This window comes from Streptomyces sp. NPDC054849, assembly GCF_053610945.1.
In genome coordinates, this window is sequence record NZ_JBSGZI010000001.1 from 155,298 (window position 1) to 180,107 (window position 24,810).

The window sequence follows — 24,810 nt, forward strand, 5'->3', positions numbered from 1 at the left end:
CACCGGCGAGTCAGTGCTACGGGATCGACCTCATGCAGCTCCGTTGATCTTGTGCGCGCCTGACGGAGCGTCGGCTGCGGTGTGGTGTGCTCAGTCTGTGAGGAAGGCGCCTTCGCGGCAAGCGCGGCAGACGAAGACGTAGCCCAGCTGACCGCCGAGGTTCATCGCGGTCTGCGCGGAGATCCCTTCCTCCAGATGCGCCGCGAATTCCATCGTGATGGTGCAGGAGGGGCACACGGGCAGTCGGTCGTCCTCAAGGTAGGAGGGACTGCCGCCGAGTGACCCGAGCACTTCGCGTTGCTTCCCGAATCGCTCTTCAGGTTCCCGCTTCCATCCCGAGCGGGCAAGGTCGTATGCGTCAGGCGCGAGTTCATCCGGGTCGTCGTTCTCTTCGGGGTCGAGCGTCACGACGTGGGTACGGATGGCTGAGGTGGCGGGCAGGAGCGTCACTCCCGTCTCGGGCACGCCTATCGGCTGCAGTTCCTCCCGGGGGAACAGGTAGACCCGGTTCGCTCCGGAAGCCGCGTCCCAGAACTCACACGCGCCGGGGTCCTTCTGGCACACGAAGACCGACAGGACGCCGTACTCGACGGGGAGATGGGCGAAGAACTGCAGCGGCCCTCCACAGTAGGAGCCGCACATGGGCCAGGTGAATCCTGCAGGGGCCAGCGGCACACCCCCGGTACGCGGGACATCGGAAGCGGCCGGTGCGGTGCCGTCGTAGATCATCAGAGTTGTCTGCATGGCGACAGGCTACGCGCGGCCTATGACATGGGAGCCTGCATGCCGTCCACTCCAGCGGTAGCCCTGGATGCTCGAGTGGCCTTGTTCATCGATGCCGGTCCGTGGCAGGGGGGCGCGGGTCTTTGCGCACCACCCGCGCGTTGCCGACGTACAGGAGCAGCGCGCCGTCCTCCGGGCATTTAGACCGACCGCTATCCTCCGCACCGTCGTGCCGTCCTCGACGAGGGACAGCGTGACGGACTGCCCTGCAATCACCCACGTGATCAGCCTGGGTCCGTCGCTCAGGTGGCCGCGCCGGGGATGCGGTGGATGATGCCGGCGAGGTCCAGGCCGGTGGGGAGCGTGCCGAATGCCAGGCCGCGGTCACCGGCGAGCCGGGAAGCGCAGAAGGCGTCGGCCACCGCGGTGGGTGCGTACCGGACCAGCAAAGAGCCCTGGAGCACCAGGGCCATGCGCTCGACCAGGTGGCGGGCGCGCAGTTCGATGTCCGCGGTGGGCACCAGCTGGTGCACTCCACAGGTCAAAGGGTCGCCGGGGCGGGGCGGGCGCCCGCGCAGCGCAGGGACATGGCGGTCAGTTCGGCGACCAGATGGTCGGCCGCGTCTTCGGCGGGCACGGACAGCGGGTCGACCAGCACCTCGCCGATCGCGCCGGTCAGGGCTGCGGCAGTGATCTGCGGGTCCTGGCCGGGCAGCAGCCCGGCCTCGACGCCTTCGCGGATCACAGCGGCGAACAGCTCGCGGTAACGGCGCCGGAACTCCAACCGCTCCGCGCCGACCGCCGGCTCGGCCGGGGCTGCCACCAGGGCATAGGCCAGGCCGCGCGCCTCGAGGGCGCGCCGCGCGAAGACGCCCACGCCCAGGGCCAGCCGCTCCACCGGATTGCCGTCACCCTGTCGCAGCACCTCACCGAGTACGTCCACCTCCCGCGCCGAGGCGCGACGGAAGACCTCGACGGCCAGTGCCGCCTTGGAGGGGAAGTGCTGGTACACCGACCCGGCCGACATCCCGGCTGCGGCGGCGACCGCGGTGATCGAGGCACCGGCCCAGCCCACATCGGCCACCACGCAGGTGGCCTGTTCCACCAAGCGTTCCCTGGCCGTGGCCAGGCGGTCGTGCACAGCAGGTGTCTTGCGGTAAGCCATGCAAGAAGTGAACCACTGTTCAGAGCTTCATGCCAGGCCTCATGGCCCATGTCGTACGTGTTGAACGCATGCAACCGCCATCGCGGTGCTGGTCAAGATGCGCGACCCTGGTCCCCTCGGCCGTCCCCGCACCCGGCCCTGCAGCCTGGCGGCGGAGGGCCGTCGGCGCACGGTTTGCCGACGGCCCGGCGGTGATCAGTCCGACGTCGGCCGCAGGACCAGGCAGAGGAAGCCGAAGCTGTCCCGGTAGCCGCGCAGCCACTGCGAACGCTGGGCGGTAGCCGTCTCCAGTACCTGTGCGCCGGCCGGTTCGTCGCGGTGGTCCAGCGCCCATGCGGCCAGGGAGCCCCAGCAGGCCCACTCGTAGGCGTCCAGCTCACTGCGGGTGCTGACATGGCCGTGGACGGGGGTCCATCCGTCGGCGACGACGTGGTCCACTGTGGTCGCCAGGTCGGCGAGGTCGCCGAATGCCTCGATGGCCGCGGGTGACGGGTCGCGGTCCCAGAACGATTCACCGATCAGAACGCGGCCTCCGGGAGCCAGGAGCCTGCGGGCCGCCGCGAGGGTGGGCAGAAGACCGCCGAAGGCATGGGTGGCACCGACGCTGATCACCAGGTCGAACGGCTGTGGGGAGACGAAGTCGGCGGCCTCCTGTCGGTGGAGGATCAGGCGCTCGTCGACCAGGAGTTCGCGCGCTGCCCGGCGGGCCTGCGTCAGGGCGGCTTCGGAGACGTCGACGCCCTCGGCGTGCAGGTGCGGGCGCGTTGTCAGGGCACGCAGAAGCCATTCCGCTGTGCCGCATCCGAGGTCGAGCACTCGCTCATCGCCTCGCGGGAGGCTGTATTCCAGCAGGCGGCTGACCGAGTCGTCGTCGAGTGGAGACTTTATCGGGTGGTCGGCATGGGCGATCATGGAGATCTGTTCGCGGCTCACCGGCACGGGCACGCCTGCGCCGAGGAGCAGCTTCGCGGCCACCGTCGAACCGTCGGTGCGGATGGTGGGTGCCAGGGTGGCTGCTCGTGCGCGGGTCTCGGGGGTCAGGGCCGTCTTGAGCGCGGCCGACAGGGACTCGGCGGTCAGCGACGGGCCGTCGTGTGCCACGCCGATACCCAGTTCGGCCACCCGGCGGGCCCAATAGGGCTGGTCCGCCATCTGGGGTAGGACGACCTGGGGTGCGCCGGCCCGAGCTGCCGTCGTCGTGGTGCCCGCCCCGCCGTGGTGCACGACGGCGGCCACCCGGCGGAAGAGCTCCTGCTGGTTGACCTCGCCGACGGCGAAGCAGTCGTCCTTGTCGTCGGCCGGCTCCAGGTCGGCCCAGCCGCGGGAAAGGAGTACACGGCGGCCCTGAGCGCGGACGGCCTCGATGGCCGCCCGGGTGACGCCCTGCGCGTCCCGCACGGGAATGCTGCCGAAGCCCACGTACACCGGTGGTGCACCCGCGTCCAGGAACGCCTCCAGCTCGGCCGGGAGCGGGCGTTCGTCCGGCCGGATCCACGCGCCGGTCTGCACCACTTCGAGGTCGGCAGGCTCCAGCCACGGACTCAAGACCGGGTCGGCTGCCAGCAGCGGCCGGTCGGTGAGGACGTGGTCGCGGACGTCGTGCACCGGAGGCAGACCGATCGATGCACGGTGCGTGTTGATCGCCTCGCCGAACAACACATTCAGGTTCTCCCTGTTCAGCTCCCACAACACCCGGTTGTCGGTGACCTCGGATGGGACCGGGCGGCCCGGCCACGCGAGCGGCGGGTGGTGCGGCGAAGGCAGGAAGGCCGGGTAATAGGCCACGGATGTGTAAGGGATGCCGAGCTGCTCGGCGACCGACCGTGTGGCGGCCATGGCCGGGATCAGGCCGGTCGCCACCACGGCGTCACAGCCCTCGGCGGCCGCGGCGACCGCGTCGTACGCGGAGGCGAGCAATGCGGCCGTGCGCTGGGCCAGGCCCTCCGCCGCTGTCGGCGCCGTTCCGGTGACCACGGCCTTCACGACTGGCCGCAACGGCAGGCCGATCGGCGCCAGCGGGAGGCCTACGGTCTGGAGCAGGTCCGCGAAGTCCGGCGGCGCGCACACGCGCACCTCCGCGCCGAGCGCTCGCAGACTCACTGCGAGTCCCACCATCGGCTCGACGTCTCCACGCGACCCGTACGCCATCAACAACACACGCATTGAGCGACTCTCATTTCCATGGATGCCGGCCGAGGCCGGTGATTGCGGGGCAAGACCGGAGCCTTGCAGAAGGCCACCTGGGGGCCACCTGGTGTCCGGAGTTGCGGCGACTACCGGGCCCAGGGCAGTTCACGGCTGCCCTCGGTGCCGGGTACGGAGGCGACCCCGTCGGAGCGCATCGAGACGTGGGCCTCGGCCTGCTCGCGCGCGTGGATCCGGCGGGTCCGGTCCGCCGGCAGGATCAGGGTCTGGCCGGCCGAGACCTCCTGGGTACGACCGTCGCACGTCACCTCCAGGACGCCCGCGGTGACCGTCCAGACCTGTTCGCGACTGATGGAGTGTTCGGGGCCGGTCGCACCGGCCTCCATCGTGACCGTCCAGGTGCTGAGTTCCACGCTGCCGCGACTGGGGGACGCCAGGCCGGTCATGGTGGCGTTCGGGGAGACGATGACGTTCTCGGCCGAGGGCGTGACCACGTGTGCGGCGGGGTCCTGGTCCCGGTCCGCGGGGTGGTCGGGGGCGACCCATTCGACGAGCTGGACGACGACTCCGTTGGGGTCGGTCATCTGGAACAGGCGCTCGCCCCAGGGCTCTTCGCGTAGCGGCATGGTGATGGGGGCGCCCGCCGCGCGCAGACGGGTCTCCTCCGCATCGAGATCGGTGACGGTGAGCGCGAGGATGAGGCCACCCGCCTCCTGGTCCCGTTGCTCAGGGGGGAGGACTTCGGTGCCCTTGCGGAGCAGGACGATGCCGACGGCGCCACCCTCGCGGGTCAGGGAGGCGAAGCCGTCTTGGGCCATGGCCACTTCGTAGCCGAGGTAGGTGCAAAGGAAGTCACGGGAGGCGTCCACATCGGCGACGGTCAGGGAGAGGGTGGAGGCAGAGACGATCACGGGGAGGCTCCTCGGAAGGTACGCGGTGCGATGGGCGGGTCGGTGGTGCCGGCGGTCCGGTCGGTGGGTTCCGCCCTTCTTGTGGCGGCATCACCTTCGAGAAGGTGACGGTCGGGCCGGATTCAAAGCCATACGAGCGCGGGGGTGTCACGCGGGCTTAGCCGGGCGGCCGGGCGGCCGGGCGGCGCCTGCGCACGTCGGTCCGTCGGCGCCGTCCGCCAGCCAGGCAGCAGCGTTGCGTTGCGGTCGATGCGCTCGCGAAGGGGCCGGCCGCTGAAGTGGCCCCCCTGCTCGGTGTCAGTACCCGCTGGATCTGAGGCAGCGCCGTTTCCTCTCGTGCTCCATGTGGCCGGTCAGAGACGAAACCAGCGGTATCGATCACGCAGAGCAGGGGACCTGCCTGCTCTTCCCCACGGTGCCGTCACGTTGCTTCGACGCTTGATTAGACATCTGTGGCGGCGGGCGCACTATGCCTGTCGTGCGGAGGGTCTTCGCATTCTGTGCAGACTGCCTGACCACGACCACCCATGGATACGGCCGTCGGTTCGTCTTCGGTGCCTCCCCCGACCGGCAGAGCCCGTCGGCGCCGTGAGCGGTACCGCGGACGGCTCCTCCACCGGCGTGCCGACCGCACCGGGTCCCGCCATTACTCCGGTGTTCCCGGAAACCCTTCGGCGCACTGCAGTCATTGGCGCCCTCGACCCACCGGGCGGGAGCCGCCATCGGTGACGCGCGAGAGTTCCTCCCGAGTCTCGAAGCCCAGATTGGATCATGAGATGATCCGGCCATCTGTGTGCTCTGGCATGACGCATATGTGGTGGGGGTTTTGTGGGTGGAGCGAGGGCATCGGCTGCGGTCGTGCCGCCAACAGACAGGTTCGAATGGTTTCTCGAAACCGTCTCCAACGAGGTCATGCCCCTGTCGCTGAGCAGTGACCGAAGGGACGACTTCCACGCAGACATCCAGGACGTGCCACTTGGCCCCGTGGCGTTGTCGGCGTTCGAGTTCTCCCCGATGCGGGCGTGGCGATCCGCAAGACACATCCGACAGGGCGATCCCGAGGGCTACCAACTCGTACTCGTGACCCAGGGCAGCTTCAGGGTTTCCCAGGAGGGCCGGGAAACGCTGGTGGCGGGTGACTTCGTCTTGACCGACACTTCCAGCCCCATGCTGACCGAGTGCCTCTCCGCCGGCGACCCGATTCACGCCCTGACGCTGCAGATACCGCGGTCCACCCTGCCGCTGTCCCCCCGCATGCTTGAACCACTCCTGGTGCATCGCCTGCCTGCCCAAAAGGGAGCGACCGCGATTCTCGCGGGGTTCCTGCGCACCCTCTGCGCCCAAGCAGCGCACTGCGGAACCGAGGCACTGCTTTCCATGGGGTCCGCCACGGTCGATCTGGTCACGGCGTGCCTTGCACAACACCTCCAATCCCTGGACGAGGCGCCGGTCGAGGCACGATCGCAGCTGGTGCTGCAGCGGATCCTGCATTTCATCGAACACAACCTCGGCGACCCCGACCTCTCACCCCGCACGATCGCCGAACGGCACAACATCTCTCTGCGCACGCTCTACACACTCTTCGACGGCGAGCCCGCCAGCATCGCGGGAGTCATCCGATGCCGACGCCTGGAACGCTGCCACAACGACCTCGCCCGCCCCGAGATGGACCACCGAACCGTCCAGGCGATCGCAGCCCGCTGGGGCTTCACCAACCCCGCCACCTTCAGCCGCAGCTTCCGCGACACCTACGGAATCACCCCCACCGAACACCGCGCCCACGCACGACAGCACCGCACGACAGACACAACCAAGCAAGCGCAGCCCTGACCCCTCCAAGCAGTACTGCTGGGACCTGAACGAGGGGCCTCGTCTCCGCCCGCGAAGCGGGCTCAGGGCCGGGGAGCGAAGCGGACCGAATCCTGCGCTTTGGGGTTGAGGTGCACCTGGTCGTCGCCGACGATCCCGGCGCCGTACGGGCCCTGGCACGCGAGCCGGTTCCGGACGTCGAGACCGACGTGCGCCTCCAACCGGCCCTGAAACGGCCTGGTTGCGACGCGACGCGGCTCAACCCAGGGTCCGGCGCGGAAGCGGAAGCGGAAGCGGAAGCCTCAGAGGTCGAAGCCCGCGCTGCGGGCCCCGGTCGCCCGGCGCGAAGCGTCGGCTTGACGCTCCGTCACCCGGCGGCGCAGCGGATGGCCGTCCCCCCAAGCGCGCAGCGCTGGGGGTCCCTCGGTGGCGGGCTGCTGGGCCTGTCCGCCAGGCCGGCTCGCATGGCCGTCCGGTCGACACCCGATTCGGGGAGGGGGAGGATGGATGGAGCGGCGCCTTTCCGATCAGTTGTGGCGCCGCAGCGGCGCCACAGCCGGACATCCGTTGTCGCGCTGTGGCTGACCACTCCCGGAGCGCCGGCGTGGCGACCTGCCCCCGTGTTTCCGCGGCGCACACCATCGAGAGGGAGGACACCTGTCATGGCTCGGCGCATCCGACGCAATGCCGTCGTCTCGCTCGTCGCCTCATCGTTCCTTCTAGGGGCCACGGCCGTTCCCACGCCTGCCGCCAGCGCGACACCCGCTCCGGGAACGTGGACGGTCAAGACCGAGGCCAACGGGATGCGGGCCCTGCTCAACGACGGTGCACTGCCTGACGCCAGGATCAGGCCGCGGACGGGCGACGGTCCGCTCGAGGCCACCAAGGAGGGGCAGAGCATCGTCATGCGCGTACCACTCGAAGGCGGCGGTCGGCTCGTAGTCGAACTGACCCCGGAAGAGGCTGACGCCCTCGCCGACGCACTCAACAATCCAGCGGAAGCCGAGCAACCCGAGCAACCGTAACGAAGCGGTCCGGAGCGAAGCCCTGCCCCCCCGGCCCGAACGGCTGGGCGGTGGCGCCGTACCTTCTTGCGGTCCAGCTGCCGCCGAGGCCGAGGGCGCTGAGGGACAGCCCGGTGGCGGTGGGGCCTCATACCGTTCCAGGACAGGACCCGACCAGCAAGATCACAACAGCTCGAGGGCCGGGCGGCCCGTTCCGCAACCTAGTGTCGCTATTCGGATACTTTGGGCTGACGCGGGTCGACCTCGGGGAGTGAGCGATATGGCGAGCGTACTGGTGACGGGCGCGACAGGGAACGTCGGTTCGAAGGTCGTCACGGAGCTGCGTGAGCGTGGCATTTCGGTCCGCGCCTTCGTCCGTGACCTGGATCGTGCGGCCGCCGTTCTCGGCGGCGACACCGAGATGGCGCACGGCGACTTCGCAGAGCCGGCGTCTGTCCGGCGGGCACTCGACGGTGTCGAGCGGATGTTCCTTCTCTGCGCCAACGACCCCAGGCAGGTGGAGTACGGGACGAACGCGATCGACGCGGCAGCGGCCGAGGGCATCCGGCAGGTGGTCATGCTGTCCACGATCGGGGCAGGGGCCGGTTCCTCGACGGTCTTCTTCGACCAGCACGGCCGCATTGAGGAACACCTGCGCGGCTCGGGCATCCCGGCGGTGGTGCTGCGCTCAAGCCACATGATGTCGAACATCCTCGGTTCTGCCACGACCATCCGGCAGGCCGGCCGCTTCTTCCTCCCGGCCGGTGACGCGCACATCGCAATGGTCGATCCGCATGACGTCGCCACCGCCGCTGCCGCGGTGCTGGTCACGTCCCGGCATGACGGCCGGACTCACGTCCTCACCGGCCCGGAGGCGATCACCTACGCCGAGGTCGCGCGGCTGCTGTCGAGCGCCCTGGGCCGCCCGATCGAGTACGTGGACGTCCCGGACGCCGCGGCGGTCGCGGGGATGGCCCAGGCCGGCCTGCCGCAGTGGCTCGCGGAGCAGGTGGTGGCCGTCTTCGAGGCACTGCGCGGCGGTGTGAACGCGTCCACCACCAGCTCGGTGCGGGAACTGACGGGCGGTGAGCCGCGCGACTTCGAGGAGTTCAGCCGCTGGGCGGCCCCGTTGCTGGTCGGCGAATAGCACCGCCTCAGCGCCGACAGGACGCCACGAGCCCGCGCCGGGGCCCTGCGCCGTGGCGTTGGTGCGCAGCCCGGGCGACGCTCGATACGCATCGCCCTGGCCATGACGTCTACGCGTTCACGGCGGCGGCTCCGACAACCGCCGCCGGAACCGGGCAGAGTTCACCAAAGACGCCGGTGTCAGCCGTATCGCCCGGCCGCGATCACCGTCACGTCCGCCGACGCCCCGACCCGGTGCGCGTTCGTGCTCACGGCGGCCGGCTGGCTGCTGGTCCGCCGCGCAGGGCCCGGCGGCCCGCTGAGGACCCGCTACCCCAGCGGCCGTGGCCCGCCGATAGCCCGGCCCCTTGCGTCACCTGCCGTACAGGAAGGCGCGGGCCGGGACGAAGACCTCGTGGCCGGTCGGGAAGCGGACACGTACTCCGGACTCCGTCCACGTGGTGGATTCGATTCCCTTCGCTCCCAGCACGGTGTCGATGTCCATCCAGTGTCCGTAGGACAAGCTGGAATCCCTGCCGATCACCATCCGGTAGGAGTGCCGTCCGGACAGGGTGTGTTGGTGGACCAGCCCCAGGAAGTGTGGTGACTGGTCGTCGTAGGCGACTGCCGAGGGAGCGCTGCTGCGATACGTCACGTCGGCCCGCGGCCACCAGAGAACCGTCAGGAACACGGCGGTCAGCAGGACACCAGCCACACCGCCCAGCAGTACCCTGCCGATTCCGGCCGACCGGCGGGGCCGCGCGGTCTGGTCGGGTCCGTCAGTGGTGATGGTGCCGATGACGACCCCCCAGGGTTGGCGTTGCTCCCGCACCAGTTGGCCGGAGACGGCTCTGCGAGAAGGACGCGGAACTCGGCCGCTTGGTTGTGTGGGGGAGGAGGGCCGATGAGAGGGGATACCGCCGTGGCCCTCGCCTGCTCGTCGTACGGGTTGCGTCGGCCGGCGTAGGGACTGCCGCCGCTATGGGCCACCTCGACGCGGCAGGTACCGGAGCCACAGGTAGGGTCGCTCGCCTGGCTTTCCAGGGATGGGGGAGTACCGGATGTCGAGTCTTCTGCGCGCCGTGGCAGCAGCCGTCACACTGGCGGTCTGTGGAGCGGCCCTGACGTCCTGCGAGTCCGAGGGGCGGCACCCGCTGCCCCGCACGGAGCCGCTCACGGAGGCCGAACTGGAGTCCGTACTGCCGTCCGGGAGGGCACTGCCCGGCTACGTCGCCACGCCCCGCGTGTCGCCGACCGTGGCGCCCCACGCGGGCACGGGCGGGGGTAGCGTGCTCCACCCGGGGAGTCCGCAGGCGTGCCAGGCTCTGGTCGACTTCCGGCTGGACCCCGTGCTGCACCGGCCGACAGCGGAGGTCCGGGCTGACGTGTCGCCGCTGGACGACACATCGGGGAAGCGCGACGTGGCGAAGTTCGACGTCCTCGTGCTGTCCAGTTACACCGTCCAGGAGGCGTCGGCGGTGATGGACTCGCTCAAGAAGGCCGTGCCGCTGTGCGGCACGTTCGTCGCGTACACCCTGGTCTACGGCGACCAAGAGGCACGGATCCGCGTCGGGAAGCGGCAGGCGCCTACGGCCGGGGACGACACCGTCGCCTTTGACTGGACTGTGCCGGACATCGCAATGAACGACACCGTGCCCGTCACGGTCGTGCGCACCGGTGGCGTGCTCGCCACCTATTACGGGGAAGTCCCGGCCAGGATCCCGCAGTTCCAGCACGAGAAGCTGCGCGCTTTCCTCTCCGGGGCCCGGACCTGACGGGCTGCGAACCCCGAGGTGGCCGTACGGGGCGGCATGTCGTACACAACGCCGTCCGGCGCGCTGCAATGTGGCTCTGGACCCTCCGTGGGACGTAGTTCGTCAACCTGTACTACGTTGCGCGGTACTACTGCCCCCTACTCCTGCTCCTCCCCCTACCACCCCCTAGTGAGATTGGCTGGCGAAATGAGTGAGGTCGTTGCTCCGTGAACGCTACGGAGTCCGGAATGCGCGGCCCGAAGAAGGTGCTCGTCGGTGCGGCGTGCGCCGTGGTATTCGCCCTGGTCGCCGGTGTGTTGTACGGGGGCGCCACGCTATGGATCGGCGCCGAGGGGCAGTGTGACGAGCCCGCGGGCGTGGATCGCCTGGCGCAGGTGGCGGCCGTCGCCGTTCCGCCGGCGCCGGCCGGGGCGGCCCCCGTACCGGGCGCGAGCGGAGCGGAGTGCCTGGACGACAGCGGCACTGAGGTCTGGTTGACCGCCGGAACGCACTACACCTGGGAGGGCGATCCCGACGAAGTGGTCGACCACTACTGGGCCGCAGCTCCGGCCGCGGGCTGGAAGGCCACCGGGTCCCGCCCGAAGATCACTCCCGGCTTCCTGCTCAAGGACATGTGCTTCCGCAAGGAAGTGAACGGGAAGCCGACGCTGCTCATGGTCTCGTACTCCGCGCAGAAGGAGTACTCCGTGTCCGTGAACGCGGTCCTCGACGGATCCCCACCGGTCTGCTGAACCGGTGAGGATGACTGCTCGAAACGGATTCCGCCCTGGCAGAGAGGGCTTTGTCATGGCGTGGACCGCATACGTGTCAGCGGGGTGCGCGGGCTCCCAAGCGGGCGGCGGCGAGTACAAGTTCCTCCGGCATCGTCGGTTTCTGCAGCAGGAGCGCGACGATCGGCCCTTCCTGGCCGTGAACGGTCACCTGGTCGTCCCCGTCGGCGGTCAGGTGCAGCTCACTCCAGGCCCTGCTCCACACAAGTGTCGTGTCCTGCCACAGGAGAAGCCGGCGATTGGTCACTCTCAGCTCGCATTGGTCCCAGACATCGGGCAGCGCGGGGTCGATGGGCGAAGGGTGCACCGGACAGAAGCTCAGAATGACTTCGCCCGGTGCGAGGCTGTCGGCCACCGTTTCTTCCAGCATGACGTCCGACCGACCGTCCCGGGCACCTGCCCACACCGCGAGCACGGCGACCACGGCGGGCAGCGGCACGGTGATCCACGCCGAGAAGCCGAGCTCCCAGCCCTGAATGACGAACACGAACCCGAGGACCAGGACGCTCAGCGGCCTTACCACCGCACCCCACACCACAGCACGGCGGATGCGCCGCTGACGTGCCACCGCGGCGCTATCCGGCCTGGCGACTTCCCTGTTGGTCATGCGTCCCCCTGAGCGTTCCCCCGCGACACGCTACTGGCGGCGGCCATGCCCCACCAGCCCAGTGCGTCACGCGGAGAACGCGCACGGAACATGACTCAGTCCCGCTCTGTGGGCCGCGAAAATCCGATGATTTCCGTCCAGGAGCATCGGCGCACCTCCGGCGGGGTACTGGATCTTCACGGCGGGAATCGCCACCCCTTTCTCCATGCCGGCCATCAGCCTCAGAGTTCTCGGGTCATCATCGCTGGCGGCATCCGGTCGCAAAGTGAATGTGCTGAGAAGCGACTCGACGCTGACTTCGATGACGGTGTTATAAGGCATCTCATTGTCGTGGAAGCCGGAAAGCGTCTCGAGTTTCTGCCCTGAGTTATTTATTCCCCACCCCATGGAGTAGTGGTAGGTGGTGTCACTGAGCGGGGTGTAGCTCCCCCTCAAGTTCGCCTGCAGAGAATGCTCGCCTTTCACGAATCGTGTATAGGTGGCCAGCTCCGCATCGTAGTCCACATACACAAACTCCTCATTGTCGTAGACAAGCCGACGGTCGGTTCCCAAAATGCGGAAGATTTCGACAAATTCGTCGGCGTGAAGTTTTTGCAGATCCACCTCCTCGATCAGCTGAAGTCCCGGGTAGACCGGATCTATGTGTGTGTGCTCCCCCTCATCTGTGTCGTCCTTCATTTCGGGCATCCTCTGCACCTGTGCCCCTTCGGATCCCGGTGACTTGGACGCCTTGCCCTCCGTATCACTCATCGATTCCGTTTGCTGAGCAGTCGATGGACCGGCCAACGCCCGTGTCGCGTTCGCTTCCGCTTCGAGCTCGAATCGGTCCGACGGGTCGGAGACTTTCAGCCCGTCTCCCGTGTCCGTTCCGGATACCGGTCCGTGGCGTTGCTGAATGACATGGGTCAGTTCATGGGCGAGCGTATGACGGTCGTCGCCACCCTCCCCGATGACGACATGACTGCCGGAGGTGTAGGCGCGGGCTCCGATTTCGGCGGCGGAGGCTTTGGCGGCGGCATCGTCATGGATGCGGACATCAGCGAAATCCGCGCCAAGCCGCGCCTCCATGTCGCTTCGGGTCGCCTCGTCCAAGGGTCGGCCGCTGGTGCGCAAGACGTCGTGGACGGTGGAGCGCTGCACCGGAGGCTGCGCCGTGTTCTGATGACCGCAGCCGGCGTCGTGCTGGTGCTGCTTCTGGGCCCAGGGGTGGCCTGCCTGGCGGAGCATCTGGACAACGGCTGCATTGCCGGCGCCGGCCTGTAGGGCAAGAAGTCCCTGGAGCGGCGTTCCGACGGTGGGTTTACGGGCGGGGGGCTGCGTCTTCGCGGCGTCGGTCGATCTGGCGTGGTCGTGTTCGCTCACCTGTGCTCCTCGGTCGCAGAGGCATCAAGTCTTCGCGAAGGGCGGCCTGCCGAGCCAGGCGCAAAAGGGCAGCCGCACATGTCCAGACGAGCAGAACTGCCGTGGCCGGCATCGCCGATCGGGCGGTAAGCGTGGGAGCGGAGCCTGCGCACCGCCTCCGGCGACCGGTCGTGAGGGCTTGGCCCGCCGGCCGGATCAGTACTCGTGGAGACCGAACATGTCGACCACCATGTCGGTGGGCTGCCCGGCTTGAGGTTGAGGTACTGGCCGGGTGTTCGGTCTGCCCCGCGGGCGTACGACTCGCGCGGGTGGTCGCCGGTGGCCGAGGTAGGCGGGCTTGCGCGAAGCGACGCAGATGCCACATCGGCGAGGCCATAACCTCTGCCTGTGACCAAGAACCGCAGGCAGACGGGAAAGCCTGGCCCCGGCGGACTACCGCACCACCGACAGCTCTTGGACGGGACGGATTGGGCATCGCTTGCCACGGCGTGTGGGACGGGCGAGTCCCTGCCGTCGGCATTGTCGCGCCTGCTCGACCCCGACCCGCCCGTCAGGGCGGACGCCGCGAAGCACGCGCTCGGAGCCGTGACCCACCAGAACACGCTCTACGAGGCGACCGCGCCCGTAGCTCTCTACGCCGCGGCGATCCTCCACCTGCCCCATGTCACAGCGGGGGACTTCGACCCCGGCCCCGACTCCGCCACGCCATCACATCGCCCGACCCTCGTGAGACTGCTGGACTGGCTCAGGGACACCGCCCGCGACGCGGACGACGAGTGCGTCGCCCTGGGCGTACTCCACTACGGGGAGCGGTTCCTCCACGACTACACGGAGATGCGCGCGTTCCGGGACCTGCGGCCGGCGATCTTCTCCGCTGTCCAGCCTCTTCTCGACCACGAGAGCGCGAACGCACGCGACGCGGCTCTCGCGGCCGCCATTCCCCTCGCAGAGCATCCCCTTCTCGCCGAGCACCGGGGCGAGCTGGTCCATCACGCCCGCCGTCTGCTGATGACCAGCAGTGATCGCTCTGATCGCCACAACCGAGACCGCGTCCTGGATGCGCTCAGGGCATGGGGGCACGACACCAGCGAGCTGGAGAACGCAGCCGACCGCGCTGCTCGTGCACGTTACGCCCGTCTCATGGCCGAGCGCGCTGGGTGGGGAGGCGACCGGACAGGTGGATACAGCGAGGACCCGCCGTTCTGACTCAGGGACCCGCAGTGGCCCGGCCATTCGCTGCTGCCCGTACCATCCGTTCTTCGTCCGGGGTCACTGCGGGGATGTGGGGAGATCGGCGTCGAAGGCCTTGAGGGTGTCCTCGCCGTCGGTCCACCAGACGCCGAGCCGTTGGCGGACCAGGAGCCAGCCGTCGGGTGTGCAGAGCCTCCTTGTCCTCCAGGTGCCGCAGCCTTCGGACCAGGCTGTCGTACGCGGCGGCCGTGGGCGGCCCGTCGGCGCCCTTCCTCCCGGGGCCGGTCACTGCGCGCTCGCGGCCGGGCGGACGACGATTTCGTTCACGTCGACGTGCGGAGGCTGGGCGATGGCATAGGCGATCGCCTCCGCGATGGCCGCGGCGGGCAGGGCGACGGCGCGGTAGGCCTTCATCGCCTTCATGGCCTCCGGGTCGGAGATGCCGTCGGCGAGTTCGGAGTCGGTGACACCCGGGGAGACGAGGGTCACCCGGACGTCTCCGGCGGACTCCTGGCGCAGCCCTTCGGAGATCGCACGGACGGCGAACTTGGTGGCGCAGTAGACGGCGGCGGTGGGCGAGACCTCGTAGGCGCCGACGGAGGCGATGTTCACGAAGTGCCCGCCGCCCTGTGTACGCATCACGGGCAGGGCGGCGGCGATGCCGTGCAGGACTCCCCGCACGTTCACGTCGATCATGCGGTCCCACTCAGCGGTTTTGAGCGATTCCAGTGGGGACAGGGGCATCACGCCCGCGTTGTTCACGAGGGCGTCGATCCGCCCGTACTCGCGGATCGCCGCATCGACGAACGCGTGCATGTCCGCCGCGTCCGTGACGTCCAGCGTCCGGAAGGCGGCGGTGCCGCCCTCCCCGGTGATCTCCTCGACCAGTTTCTCCAGCCGGCCGGTGCGGCGCGCGCCGAGCAGAACCCGGTGCCCGTCCGCCGCCAGACGGCGTGCCGTGGCCTCTCCGATGCCGCTGCTCGCGCCGGTGACGGCCACGGCCCTGGCGGTGTGCTTCATGTGTCGATTCCTCCTTGTGACGGCATGCGGCCGCCTCGTCCTCCGCAGTCTGGGCGGCGGTGCAAGGAGGGACCAGGACAGGCTGTACCTGGGTACGGCGCACCCGGGTACGCGGCGGGGGACCGGTCTAGCCTGGCGTCATGACAGGCAACGCCCTCGGGGACTTCCTTCGCGCGCACCGTGCACGGCTGCGGCCCGACGACGTGGGGCTGGCCTCCTACGGCCGTCGCCGGGTGGCCGGGCTGCGGCGGGAGGAGGTCGCCGTCCTGGCCGGCATGAACACCGACTACTACGCGCGCCTGGAACAGGGCCGCGAGCAGAGCCCGTCCCCTCAGATCCTCGACGCGATCAGCGCCGCCCTGTGCATGGACGACGAGGCACGTGACCACCTGTTCCGGCTGGCGGGCACCCTCCCGGACGGCCGCCGGGCCCGGCCGAGGGAGTACGTCAGCCCGATGCTGCGCCAACTGCTGGACGGATACACGGACACTCCGGCCTTCGTCCTCAACCCGGCACTCGACGTGCTGGCGGCCAACGGTCTGGCCGACGCGCTCTTCTCGCCGTTCGAGGAGGCGGACAACCTCGCCCGCATGACCTTCCTCGATCCCGCGGGCCGAGACTTCTACGCACAGTGGCATCGAGCGGCCGAGGCGGTCGTCGCCGCCCTGCGTCAGGCCACCGGCCTCGTACCGCACTACCCGCGCCTGCGTGAACTCGTGAACCTCCTCACCGGAACAAGCGAGGAATTCGCCGCTCTCTGGTCCTCGCACACGGTCTACGGAAAGACCCTCGACGCCAAGGCACTTGTGCACCCGGCGGTGGGGACCCTGTCACTCACCTACCAGTCCTTCGACGTGCGGGGCGCCCCCGGCCAGCAGGTCGTGATCTACCACGCGGAACCGGGGAGCCCGAGCTCCCACGCGCTCTCCCTGCTCGGCAGTCTGAGCGCAGCCGGCCCGCCCGGCACCGGAGTTCACCAGAGCCGGACGGGCGGGCCGCGTCGCGAGCGGGAGGCGGACCGGGGTCAGGGGCCGACGGTGATCTGCTGAGCCGGGTCGGTGGTGTCGGCGACCTTGTAGACCGCGTTGAAGACGGACGTGGTCGCGCTCGTCGGACAGCCGAAGCCGCCGGTGACCTTGACCGGTACGGAGGCGTTGGTGAAAGTCAGGCTCGACGGCGCGCCGTTGGCCCAGGTGCCGCCGACGCTCGCCGCTGCCGTGGGGGCGGCGGTGACCGTACAGGAGGCGAGCCCGGTCGTCTTGAGCACGAGTCCTCCGACGGGCACGGTCAGGGTGGCGGTGACGGGGGAGCCGTCCTGCATCGACACCGCCCAGGCGCCACTGGTGGTGACGGTGGGGGTCACTCCCGGCATGCTGGAGGTGCAGGAGCTGTACGTCGGCGGGGAGATCGGCGACGACACGGGCCCGGCGGGGTTGCTGTTGCCGGGGGCGGCCGGCACCGTGCCGGTGGCGACGGAGACCGTGCACGTCACGGTCACCGAACCGGCCTTGAAGGTGGCCTTCCCGCTGAGGGTGGCCTGGAAATCGTGCCCGGCCGGGGTGACGGTGGTCGGTCCGGCCACGGGTAAGGGCGCGGCGGAGGCGGTGACCGAGGCGAGTGCGAGGGCTCCGGCGGCGGCCGTCCCGAGGGTGAGCGCGGTGCGCGTACGGCTCATGGCTGTGCTCCTTGGGGATCGGGGTGCGGGGTGGGGGAAGGCGGCACGGGCGCGGGCGCGGGGGACTCCGCGTCCTCGGTGTGCCGGGTGCGTGGAGGGGGCTGGGTGCGCGGGGTGTGCTCGGCTTGTGGGGGGCGCCGGGTGGCGTGCGGCTGCCAGGCGAACATCAGGCCGCCGCCGAGAATGCCGAGCAGGGTGCCGATCAGGAACCCGCCCAGATTCGACAAGACCAGGGCGGCAGTGGCGATCAGAGTGGTGAGGACGCCTGCGAGACTGCGCTGCGGGGGAGAGAACCAGGCGGTGAGACCGAGCACGATCATCACGATGCCCATCAGGAAGGACGGGATCCCCGCCACCCCCTGCTGGAGCATGATCTTCAGCGGTGCCAGCGGCAGGACGCAGATCCACGCCCCGGCCAGGATCGCGAAGAGCCCGCCCCAGAAGGGCCTGCTGCGACGCCACCGACGCCACTGCCGAAACCCAAGCCTCTGGCGAAACCCAAGCTGCTGCCGTAACCCAAGCCTCTCCCGCAACCCACGCCACCGCCCCCACCGCGGACGGCGGCTCAGAAGCATTCCTTCTTGCCCTTGCTGACGTTCATGCTGAGCCCGGAGAGCTTGAAGGTGCCGGCGTTGGTCGCCCACGCCGTCTGCTGGAGATCGGAGATCCTGACTGTGTCCGCCTGCTGGGCGAAGAGGTCCTGCATGCCCTGCGCGTCGGCCGGCCCCTTGTCGAGGGTGGAGGCGTCGCGCCCGATCTCGATGTTGCTGAAGACGGCGTCCCCGGAGAGCTGGGTCGCGTCGACGAACAGATTGCTCGCCTCCACCGGGGACTTGCGGCCGGCGGTGAGGTGGAGCGAGATGTCGCCGACCACCGGGAGCGAGGTGACCACGGACTGGCAGAGGTTGTGGAGCTTGGCCTCCCGGATGGCGGTGACCGCCACCGGGATGAGCTCCTCACGGGCGTTGACGTCGACGCTGCCGTACTGGACGAAGCCCTCGCCCTCCAGACTGCTGGCCGACACCTTGAACTGCTGACCCGACACGGCGAACGAGGCGGCCAGCACACCCTGGGCGAGGGCGATGCCGAGGCCGGCGGTCACGGCGACGGCGGGGAGGGTCAGGACGGCGAACCGCCGCCAGCGGACGCGGCCCGAGTCGTTGTGATCGTCGGATAAATGGGGGGAGTCCGTCATGAGATCGTCCCTTATTTCGGCTGTGCACCGTTGTTACCGACGAGTTGAATGTAAGAGTGCCAATGACGGTTGGCAAGGTTGTGCGAGCGCACCTTTTGAGCCGACTCCTACTGCTCCGTACGGAGCAGTTCGGCGACCTCCGCGTCCACTCGCCGGGCCATCGCCCGCGCGAACTCCGTGGCCACCACCTCACCGGCCACCGGCCGCAGGGCCGTCACCGCCGCGGTGATGTGCTGGAGCTGCGTGGCCGAAAGGTGTTCCAGCCCGGCCGCACCCTCCTTACCGATCACATGCTGCCGGAACAGCCCGACGAACCGGTCCGCGAGCGCGGCGGCCTGAACCTGGACGAACTCCCCGGCGTCCAGAATCTCCGCGAGCGGCACGCCCTGGCGCACCAGCGCCAGCGTCGCGTCCAGCAGCAGGCGGCTCGGGTAGGTGACCCGGTCCCCGTCGATCGTCACGTACCCCAGCTCCGCCGCCCGCCGGGTGTCCTCGGCGGTCGCCCCCGGACCGAACAGCTTCCGCAGCTCCGCCCGGGTCATCGTCACCGGATCCTCCTGCACCCAGTCGCGGGTCATCTCCCGCTCCAGGCCCAGCAGTCGGGACAGGCCGCCGCCCTCCTCCCACGCGTGCAGCAGCTCGGCGATGCCGTTGACCGTGTAGCCGCGGCCCAGTAGATCGCTGATCAGGCGCAGCCGCGTCAGGTGGTCGTCGGAGTACCAGGCGATCCGGCCCTCCCGGCGCGGCGGCGGCAGCAGCCCGCGCTCCTGGTAGTAGCGCAGGTTGCGCACCTTGACGCCGGCCGCCCGGGCCACGTCCTCCCGGCGGTAGCGTCCGCCACCGCTCACGTCGTCCTGGCGGTAGTGTCCGTCACCGCTCACGTCGTCCTGGCGGTAGTGTCCGTCACCGCTCACGTCGTCCTGGCGGTAGCGTCCGTCACCGCTCATGTCGTCCCCCACCTGGCTGCTCACGCGCCAGAGTGTAGGACGGCCCCGGTTGCCGCCGGAGCTGTACTCGCAGGTCACATAGGGCGCGGACGATCCTGCTTGACCGCCCTCAGGACCACGAACTTCGGCTCGCTCGCGACGACTTCGCTGTTGCCGAAGAGCCGGCGCAGATGGGTGTGGTAGCCCATGTGCCGGTTGGCGACGATCCACAGCTCGCCCCCGGGCCGCAGCACCTTGCGCGACTGCGCGAACATCCGCAGCGCCGTCGCGTCCGTGGTGGCCTGGTGGGAGTGGAAGGGCGGATTGCTCAGCACCAGGTCCACGGAGGCGGGGGGCAGCATGGCGACCCCGTCGCCGACGAGGAACTCGGCGGTCCGCCGGCCCTCGCGGACGTTCGCCCGGTACGTGGCCTGCGCCGAGGCGACCGCCTGGTAGGACTCGTCGGTGAAGACGACCTCGGCGTCCGGGTCGTGGACCTGCACCGCCGTGCCGACGACGCCGTTGCCGCAGCCCAGGTCGACGACCCGGGCGCCGTCGGTGTTGGTCGGCAGGTTCTGCAGGAAGAAGCGGGTGCCGACGTCGAGCCGGTCGGCGCAGAAGATCCCGGCGTGGTTGACGACGGTCAGCCCGGAGGCGGATCCCGCGTCCTCGTCCACGGTGTACGTCAGCGGCCACGGCCCGGGGGTCGAGGGCCGGGTCGCCCCGGGGGTGCCGGGCGTGCAGAAGATCAGCCGGGCCTTCTTCTCCGCGAGCGAGGTCTTCGTGGGGCCGAGGATCTTCTCGAAGAGCCGCAGCGTGGAGGTGTGGATCTCCTTGACCATGCCGGCGCCGACCACGACGGTACCCGCGTGCACGTGCGGGGCCAGCCGGTACAGCTGGTCCTCCAGCAGCGCCAGGCTCTTGGGTACGCGCACCAGCAGGACGTCGATCCGCTCGGGCGGCGGATCCTGCGTGGTCAGCAGGGTCACCGTCGACTTCGACGTCCCGATCCCGGCCCGGTCGAGGTTCGCGGCGGTCGCGGAACGGGTCAGGACGGAGTCGGTGATCTGCGTCGGGCGGTACGCGGCGAGCGCCGTCGTGAGCGTCCCCCAGCGGTCCCCGAGCACGGTGATCTGACCGGCGGCGGCCAGGTCCACCGGTCCGCGCTCCCCGGTACCGGAGTCCAGGTGGCGCAGCAGGTACTCGTCGGCGGCGTCCCAGGCGCGGAGCCGGTCGCGCGGGTCCTCGGGGAAGCGAGTGAGCTCGTAGGAGCCGAAGGGTGTGGTCAGGCGGTTCATATGGGACCCAGGCTATCCGAGCCGGGGGCCCGACCCCGCACGCGCGGGGCCGGGCGGCCGCTACTCGGGGAACTCGCCCGCCATCGCCGCAGCCATCCGCAGGTACGGGCGGGCCTCGGTGGCCCGGCCCAGCCGCTCCAGGGTGCGGCCCAGCATCAGCTGGGCGTAGTCCTCCACCGGCCAGCGCTCCAGGATGGCGCGCAGCTCCTGCTCGGCGCGGGAGAGCTGGGCGGAGTGGTAGTAGGCGCGCGCCAGCAGCAGGCGGGGTGCGAGCTGCTCGGGCGTCTCCCCGGCCAGCGGGTCCAGGATGCGGGCGGCCGTCGCGTACTCCTTCGCGTCGAAGGAGAGGCGGGCACGCGCCCAGCGATCGGCTGCCGTCCCGTGCTCGAAGTACGCCGTCGGCGCGTTCATCGCGTCCCTTCCGCCGTCCAGGTGGTGTGTCCGGCGTCTCCAACGCGCCGCGACAGTGGAACATTCCGCCCTCCGGAGTCACCGCGTCGGGGCTAGGTTGTCCATATGAGCAATCTCGATCGCCAGCCCGCTCTCTCCGCCTGCGGCGGCCGCGGATTCGTCGTGGCCGAACCGGTACGCGAGCTCCTCAGCCCGCGCACGGTCAAGCTCGGGGAGTCCACGGAGGTACGCCGACTCCTGCCGAACCTGGGTCGCCGCATGGTGGGCGCCTGGTGCTTCGTGGACCACTACGGCCCGGACGACATCGCCGACGAGCCCGGCATGCAGGTCGCTCCCCACCCCCACTCGGGCCTGCAGACCGTGAGCTGGCTCCATGACGGCGAGGTCCTGCACCGCGACAGCGAGGGCAGCCTCGCCACGATCCGCCCGCGCGAGCTGGGCCTGATGACCTCCGGTCGCGGAATCAGCCACTCCGAGGAAAGCCCGCGCCCGCACGCCCGTTTCCTGCACGGCGCCCAGCTGTGGGTGGCGCTGCCGGACGCGCACCGGGACGTGGCCCCCCATTTCCAGCACCACGCCGAACTTCCGCAGATCACGGCCCCGGGCCTGACGGCGACGGTGATCCTGGGCACCCTGGACACGGCGACCTCGCCCGGCACGGCGTACAGCCCGATCGTGGGGGCGGACCTGACCCTCGCGGCCGGCACCGAAACCCGCCTCCCGCTCGACCCGGACTTCGAGTACGCGGTCCTGTCGATGTCGGGCGAAGCCCACGTCGACGGCGTCCCGGTCCTCCCGGGCTCGATGCTCTACCTCGGCTGCGGCCGCACGGACCTCCCGCTCCGGGCAACCTCGGACGCGAGCCTGATGCTGCTGGGCGGCGAGCCGTTCGAGGAGGAGATCGTGATGTTCTGGAACTGGATCGGACGGTCCCAAGAGGATATCGCACAGGCCCGCGAGGACTGGATGAACGGCACCCGCTACGGCGAGGTCAAGGGCTACGACGGCCCTCCGATTCCTTCCCCGGAACTTCCCCCAACTCGCTTGAAGCCTAGGGGAAGAGTGCGCTGAACTGCGCTGATATCGTCAGGGACGGGCCGGACGGAGGGGCTGTGATTTCGTTCCGCTTCCAGTGGTCTGGCGGCCGTCGGCGCGGTCTCTGGAGAGGCGTCTTGATCTTGGAGTCGGGTCTCACGTGGATCAGGCTGTGGTCAGGTCCAGTCGGACGAATGCTGACCCTTCGCTGACTCTATTGACGAGTAGTTGGATCCTGGGAGGGGGCATCGGACTTGTCGCCCGGCAGGCGAACGTCATGCCGAGGGGTCTGGTCCTGGAGTCTTCGGCTGCCGCGGGCGGCTCCAGGTGAGCTCTCCTCCGACGCTGCAGCCGGATGTCGGTCTGTCGCGGAGGTCGGCGCACGGCGTTGTGGACAGTCAACAAACGCGGTGTTGAAGCCACCGCTGTCGTTCGGTAGCGGGCCCATGCCTCACCGGGTGTCCAGTGGGTGCCCACCCCGTGGTCGTGTTGTCGTCGGTCCTGGAGGTAGGACCGGGCATGATGGGGCTGCCCAGGGTCGTGACCGTCCCTGACCGGCGCAACGCGTCCCACGGTGCCCCGCGGCGCGTAGCGCGCCACCGGAGTTGATGGCGCTTCCTGAACGCGGTCACCCGGTACTTGAGGGTGGCCCCGGACCTGCTCATTGGATCTTCCCAGCTACCCCTGCGGTCGGGCACCACAGCGGCGGGGCCGGCCTGTATGCCAGCCAGGTCCAGGGGGGTGGCGCCGTCCAGGCAGATCTGGCTACGGCACCGTCTGGATTCCTGCTGTCGACTGCCGACTAGTCATGATCAAGTAGTCACTCCGGGCCTCGCCCACTGCGAGGGCCGTACCTGGAACGGATGGCACCATCACGTCACCCTCGTCTCCGTCCCGCACGCCTTCTGCACCCTGCAACGACTGACCAGAGCCCCAAAGACACGGCGTCGGCCTGAGCCTCTACCGCATCGTCCGCGAGCTACAGACCCTCCTCGCGACATGGACCGGCGTCTGCCCCACCTGCCACCGCGGCATACCCACACCAGCCCCAACCCGACCAAGCCCTAATGGCAAGCGGTGGCGCCGAGCCGTACCCGCTGGGTGAAGTCCGCGGTGCCGCGGTCCCGGGACAGGCGGATCCAGGTGCCGCCGTCCGTGGAGGACCCCGGGGGCTCGGCAGCGGCAGCCGGTGCGGGTGCCGGTGCGGGTGCCGGTGCGGGTGTTGACATCGATGTCGGCACATCCGTGCGGGCGGTCTCCGGGCCGTCGGGTTCGAGCAGCCCGTGCCGGTGGGCGAGGTAGCCGAGCTGGAAGCGGCTCGTCGCGCCCAACTGGCGCATGATGGCGGAGACGTGACGCTGACAGGTGCGCACCGAGATGCCGAGGGCGCGGGCCGTGACGCGGTCGTCGTCGCCCCCCATCAGGTGCTGCAGTATGGAGCGTTTCGCCTGGTCGGCGACATCCTGGATGAAGGCCTTCTCGCGCGGTTTGCCGATGTGCTCGCCCGTCGCCCACAGCACGTTGAACATCTCGGCGACGAAGGCGACCAGTTCCGGGCTGCGAACGAGCAGCGCCCCGCCCGTCGGTTCCTGGAGGGGGAGTGCGAGCAGTGACCGGTCGAAGACCAGGCAGCCGGCCAGGCCGCCGGAGACCGTTCTGGCTTCGGCACCGAGAGCCGCCAGCTCCTCTTCGTACCGCACGGTCGGCGGGTCGAAGCGGGCCGAGTGCTGGTACAGCGTGCGCACGCGGACGCCCCGGGAGAGCAGGTCCCGGTCCCGGGCGCGGCGCAGCCCGGCCGTGGGCAGGGGGCCGCCCGGCTGCGCGCAGAGCACCTCCTGCGTGCATGCGGCGGACTGGCTGTCGAGCATGCGCTGGAGCTCCTCCGATGACTCGATGCGCTCCAGCGGCGGTCCCTCCAGGGTCCGTTGGCGTGAGGCGTGCACGATGGCCAGTTCCGCGAGCTGCCCCCGCATGCGCAGCAGGTCCAGCTGGGCTCCCTGTACGCGCTCCTCCCACCGTTTGAGCAATTGTGCCGATATGTCGGTGGGGTTGGTGGCCGCGAAGCAGTCGGGGCCGACCTGCTGGACGAGGCCGCTGGAGACGAGGACGTTGAGACTGCGGGACCGGGTGAGCACCTGGTCCGACTGGAGGGGGCCGTGTTCCGCGAACTCCCGGTAGAGGTCCATCTCTTCGGGCGTGAGCTCCCGGGGTCGGTCACGGTCCTGCGGGCGTGTCAACGCGGCTCGTGTCATGTGGCTGCCCTCTCGTTCGCGTCCGTCGCGATCGCGATGCTAGGAGACTCCGCCCCGGCCCGCCGCCCCGGGAACGTGTATCGGCCACGCTTCGGGTGTGCGGATACCGGCCGGAGAGTGGCTCAAGATCCTTGAACCACCGGGCATTTCGGTGAGCGGCATGCGGAGATCGGCCGGACTAGAGGACCGCTCGGGTATGGCCGGAACGTGCGCAGAGCTGCCTGAAACTTGCGGCAAGCTCTTGCTGTCGTCTTTCCGACAGTCGCCAAGACGACGGTCGTCCCCCATTGGCGGGGGGCTGCCCCGCCCCCGATGCTGAGCGGGACGCGCCGATCCCGGCTGCGCGCCGTGTAGCAGGAAGGGTGCGTTCAGATGATCCCCAGATGACCGGCCGGCCCCGCCCGTCGGAGC

General features: G+C 69.7%; 23 protein-coding genes and 2 pseudogenes. 8 read left to right on the plus strand and 17 right to left on the minus strand.

Annotated features, from left to right (window positions below; translation table 11 throughout):
* Positions 1-90: 90 nt before the first annotated feature.
* The 6 genes and pseudogenes from ACWGIF_RS00725 to ACWGIF_RS00750 form a co-directional block, all read right to left on the minus strand.
* The gene (locus ACWGIF_RS00725) at positions 91-744 is read right to left on the minus strand and encodes a hypothetical protein (RefSeq protein ID WP_453488866.1); all 654 of its coding nucleotides are present in this window, start codon (positions 742-744) and stop codon (positions 91-93) included.
* A gap of 281 nt (positions 745-1,025) precedes the next feature.
* A pseudogene (locus ACWGIF_RS00730) lies at positions 1,026-1,229 on the minus strand (DNA alkylation response protein); the annotation flags it as partial.
* Positions 1,230-1,264: 35 nt separating this feature from the next.
* On the minus strand, positions 1,265-1,888 hold the full coding sequence (locus ACWGIF_RS00735) for a TetR/AcrR family transcriptional regulator (protein ID WP_453488869.1): 624 nt from the start codon (positions 1,886-1,888) through the stop codon (positions 1,265-1,267).
* A 195-nt stretch (positions 1,889-2,083) separates the two neighbouring features.
* The gene (locus ACWGIF_RS00740; protein WP_453489138.1) at positions 2,084-2,821 is read right to left on the minus strand and encodes an SAM-dependent methyltransferase; all 738 of its coding nucleotides are present in this window, start codon (positions 2,819-2,821) and stop codon (positions 2,084-2,086) included.
* Between the two features lie 21 nt (positions 2,822-2,842).
* Positions 2,843-4,051 (minus strand): annotated as a pseudogene (locus ACWGIF_RS00745) (glycosyltransferase); the annotation flags it as partial.
* Between the two features lie 110 nt (positions 4,052-4,161).
* Positions 4,162-4,944, minus strand: a complete 783-nt coding sequence (locus ACWGIF_RS00750) for a VOC family protein (protein ID WP_453488872.1) — start codon at positions 4,942-4,944, stop codon at positions 4,162-4,164.
* A gap of 858 nt (positions 4,945-5,802) precedes the next feature.
* On the opposite strand from ACWGIF_RS00750, the gene ACWGIF_RS00755 reads away from it, so the two are divergent.
* The 3 genes from ACWGIF_RS00755 (at position 5,803) to ACWGIF_RS00765 (ending at position 8,904) form a co-directional block, all read left to right on the plus strand.
* The gene (locus ACWGIF_RS00755; RefSeq protein ID WP_453488874.1) at positions 5,803-6,774 is read left to right on the plus strand and encodes an AraC-like ligand-binding domain-containing protein; all 972 of its coding nucleotides are present in this window, start codon (positions 5,803-5,805) and stop codon (positions 6,772-6,774) included.
* Positions 6,775-7,556: 782 nt separating this feature from the next.
* The gene (locus ACWGIF_RS00760) at positions 7,557-7,778 is read left to right on the plus strand and encodes a DUF3117 domain-containing protein (RefSeq protein ID WP_453489141.1); all 222 of its coding nucleotides are present in this window, start codon (positions 7,557-7,559) and stop codon (positions 7,776-7,778) included.
* Positions 7,779-8,037: 259 nt separating this feature from the next.
* Positions 8,038-8,904 carry an NmrA family NAD(P)-binding protein gene (locus ACWGIF_RS00765; protein ID WP_453488877.1) on the plus strand — a complete coding sequence of 289 codons (867 nt, stop codon included), beginning with the start codon at positions 8,038-8,040 and terminating at the stop codon, positions 8,902-8,904.
* Positions 8,905-9,255: 351 nt separating this feature from the next.
* On the opposite strand, the gene ACWGIF_RS00770 is transcribed toward ACWGIF_RS00765, so the two are convergent.
* Positions 9,256-9,714 carry a hypothetical protein gene (locus ACWGIF_RS00770; RefSeq protein ID WP_453488880.1) on the minus strand — a complete coding sequence of 153 codons (459 nt, stop codon included), beginning with the start codon at positions 9,712-9,714 and terminating at the stop codon, positions 9,256-9,258.
* A 229-nt stretch (positions 9,715-9,943) separates the two neighbouring features.
* Here ACWGIF_RS00770 and ACWGIF_RS00775 point away from each other — a divergent pair, with 229 nt between their 5' ends.
* Positions 9,944-10,657 carry a hypothetical protein gene (locus tag ACWGIF_RS00775; protein ID WP_453488883.1) on the plus strand — a complete coding sequence of 238 codons (714 nt, stop codon included), beginning with the start codon at positions 9,944-9,946 and terminating at the stop codon, positions 10,655-10,657.
* Positions 10,658-10,884: 227 nt separating this feature from the next.
* Complete coding sequence (locus ACWGIF_RS00780; protein ID WP_453488885.1) at positions 10,885-11,388, plus strand: hypothetical protein; 504 nt, start codon at positions 10,885-10,887, stop codon at positions 11,386-11,388.
* 76 nt (positions 11,389-11,464) lie between these two features.
* Here ACWGIF_RS00780 and ACWGIF_RS00785 read toward each other — a convergent pair whose 3' ends face one another.
* On the minus strand, positions 11,465-12,034 hold the full coding sequence (locus ACWGIF_RS00785; protein WP_453488888.1) for a hypothetical protein: 570 nt from the start codon (positions 12,032-12,034) through the stop codon (positions 11,465-11,467).
* Positions 12,035-12,100: 66 nt separating this feature from the next.
* Positions 12,101-13,396: an eCIS core domain-containing protein gene (locus tag ACWGIF_RS00790; protein WP_453488891.1), complete on the minus strand. Its 1,296-nt coding sequence runs from the start codon at positions 13,394-13,396 to the stop codon at positions 12,101-12,103.
* A gap of 387 nt (positions 13,397-13,783) precedes the next feature.
* Here ACWGIF_RS00790 and ACWGIF_RS00795 point away from each other — a divergent pair, with 387 nt between their 5' ends.
* Positions 13,784-14,602 (plus strand): hypothetical protein, encoded by an 819-nt coding sequence (locus ACWGIF_RS00795; RefSeq protein ID WP_453488894.1) that lies wholly within the window; start codon positions 13,784-13,786, stop codon positions 14,600-14,602.
* Between the two features lie 270 nt (positions 14,603-14,872).
* Here the strand turns inward: ACWGIF_RS00795 and ACWGIF_RS00800 are convergent, their stop codons facing one another.
* On the minus strand, positions 14,873-15,607 hold the full coding sequence (locus tag ACWGIF_RS00800) for an SDR family oxidoreductase (protein WP_453488897.1): 735 nt from the start codon (positions 15,605-15,607) through the stop codon (positions 14,873-14,875).
* A gap of 140 nt (positions 15,608-15,747) precedes the next feature.
* Here ACWGIF_RS00800 and ACWGIF_RS00805 point away from each other — a divergent pair, with 140 nt between their 5' ends.
* Positions 15,748-16,656 carry a helix-turn-helix transcriptional regulator gene (locus ACWGIF_RS00805; protein WP_453488900.1) on the plus strand — a complete coding sequence of 303 codons (909 nt, stop codon included), beginning with the start codon at positions 15,748-15,750 and terminating at the stop codon, positions 16,654-16,656.
* On the opposite strand, the gene ACWGIF_RS00810 is transcribed toward ACWGIF_RS00805, so the two are convergent.
* From ACWGIF_RS00810 to ACWGIF_RS00835, 6 genes are all read right to left on the minus strand, one after another.
* Positions 16,632-17,282: a hypothetical protein gene (locus ACWGIF_RS00810; protein ID WP_453488903.1), complete on the minus strand. Its 651-nt coding sequence runs from the start codon at positions 17,280-17,282 to the stop codon at positions 16,632-16,634. The genes ACWGIF_RS00805 and ACWGIF_RS00810 overlap by 25 nt on opposite strands.
* On the minus strand, positions 17,279-17,857 hold the full coding sequence (locus tag ACWGIF_RS00815; protein ID WP_453488906.1) for a DUF6114 domain-containing protein: 579 nt from the start codon (positions 17,855-17,857) through the stop codon (positions 17,279-17,281). Before ACWGIF_RS00815 ends, ACWGIF_RS00810 begins: the two co-directional genes overlap by 4 nt.
* Complete coding sequence (locus ACWGIF_RS00820; RefSeq protein WP_453488909.1) at positions 17,848-18,477, minus strand: DUF6230 family protein; 630 nt, start codon at positions 18,475-18,477, stop codon at positions 17,848-17,850. Before ACWGIF_RS00820 ends, ACWGIF_RS00815 begins: the two co-directional genes overlap by 10 nt.
* A gap of 107 nt (positions 18,478-18,584) precedes the next feature.
* The gene (locus ACWGIF_RS00825) at positions 18,585-19,448 is read right to left on the minus strand and encodes a MerR family transcriptional regulator (RefSeq protein WP_453488912.1); all 864 of its coding nucleotides are present in this window, start codon (positions 19,446-19,448) and stop codon (positions 18,585-18,587) included.
* A 50-nt stretch (positions 19,449-19,498) separates the two neighbouring features.
* A complete protein-coding gene (locus ACWGIF_RS00830) occupies positions 19,499-20,692 on the minus strand; it encodes a methyltransferase (RefSeq protein WP_453489144.1) in 1,194 nt (397 codons plus the stop codon).
* Positions 20,693-20,761: 69 nt separating this feature from the next.
* Complete coding sequence (locus ACWGIF_RS00835; protein WP_453488915.1) at positions 20,762-21,112, minus strand: tetratricopeptide repeat protein; 351 nt, start codon at positions 21,110-21,112, stop codon at positions 20,762-20,764.
* A gap of 105 nt (positions 21,113-21,217) precedes the next feature.
* On the opposite strand from ACWGIF_RS00835, the gene ACWGIF_RS00840 reads away from it, so the two are divergent.
* The gene (locus tag ACWGIF_RS00840) at positions 21,218-22,183 is read left to right on the plus strand and encodes a pirin family protein (protein WP_453488918.1); all 966 of its coding nucleotides are present in this window, start codon (positions 21,218-21,220) and stop codon (positions 22,181-22,183) included.
* Positions 22,184-23,211: 1,028 nt separating this feature from the next.
* On the opposite strand, the gene ACWGIF_RS00845 is transcribed toward ACWGIF_RS00840, so the two are convergent.
* Positions 23,212-24,333, minus strand: a complete 1,122-nt coding sequence (locus tag ACWGIF_RS00845) for a helix-turn-helix transcriptional regulator (protein ID WP_453488921.1) — start codon at positions 24,331-24,333, stop codon at positions 23,212-23,214.
* Positions 24,334-24,810: the final 477 nt, after the last annotated feature.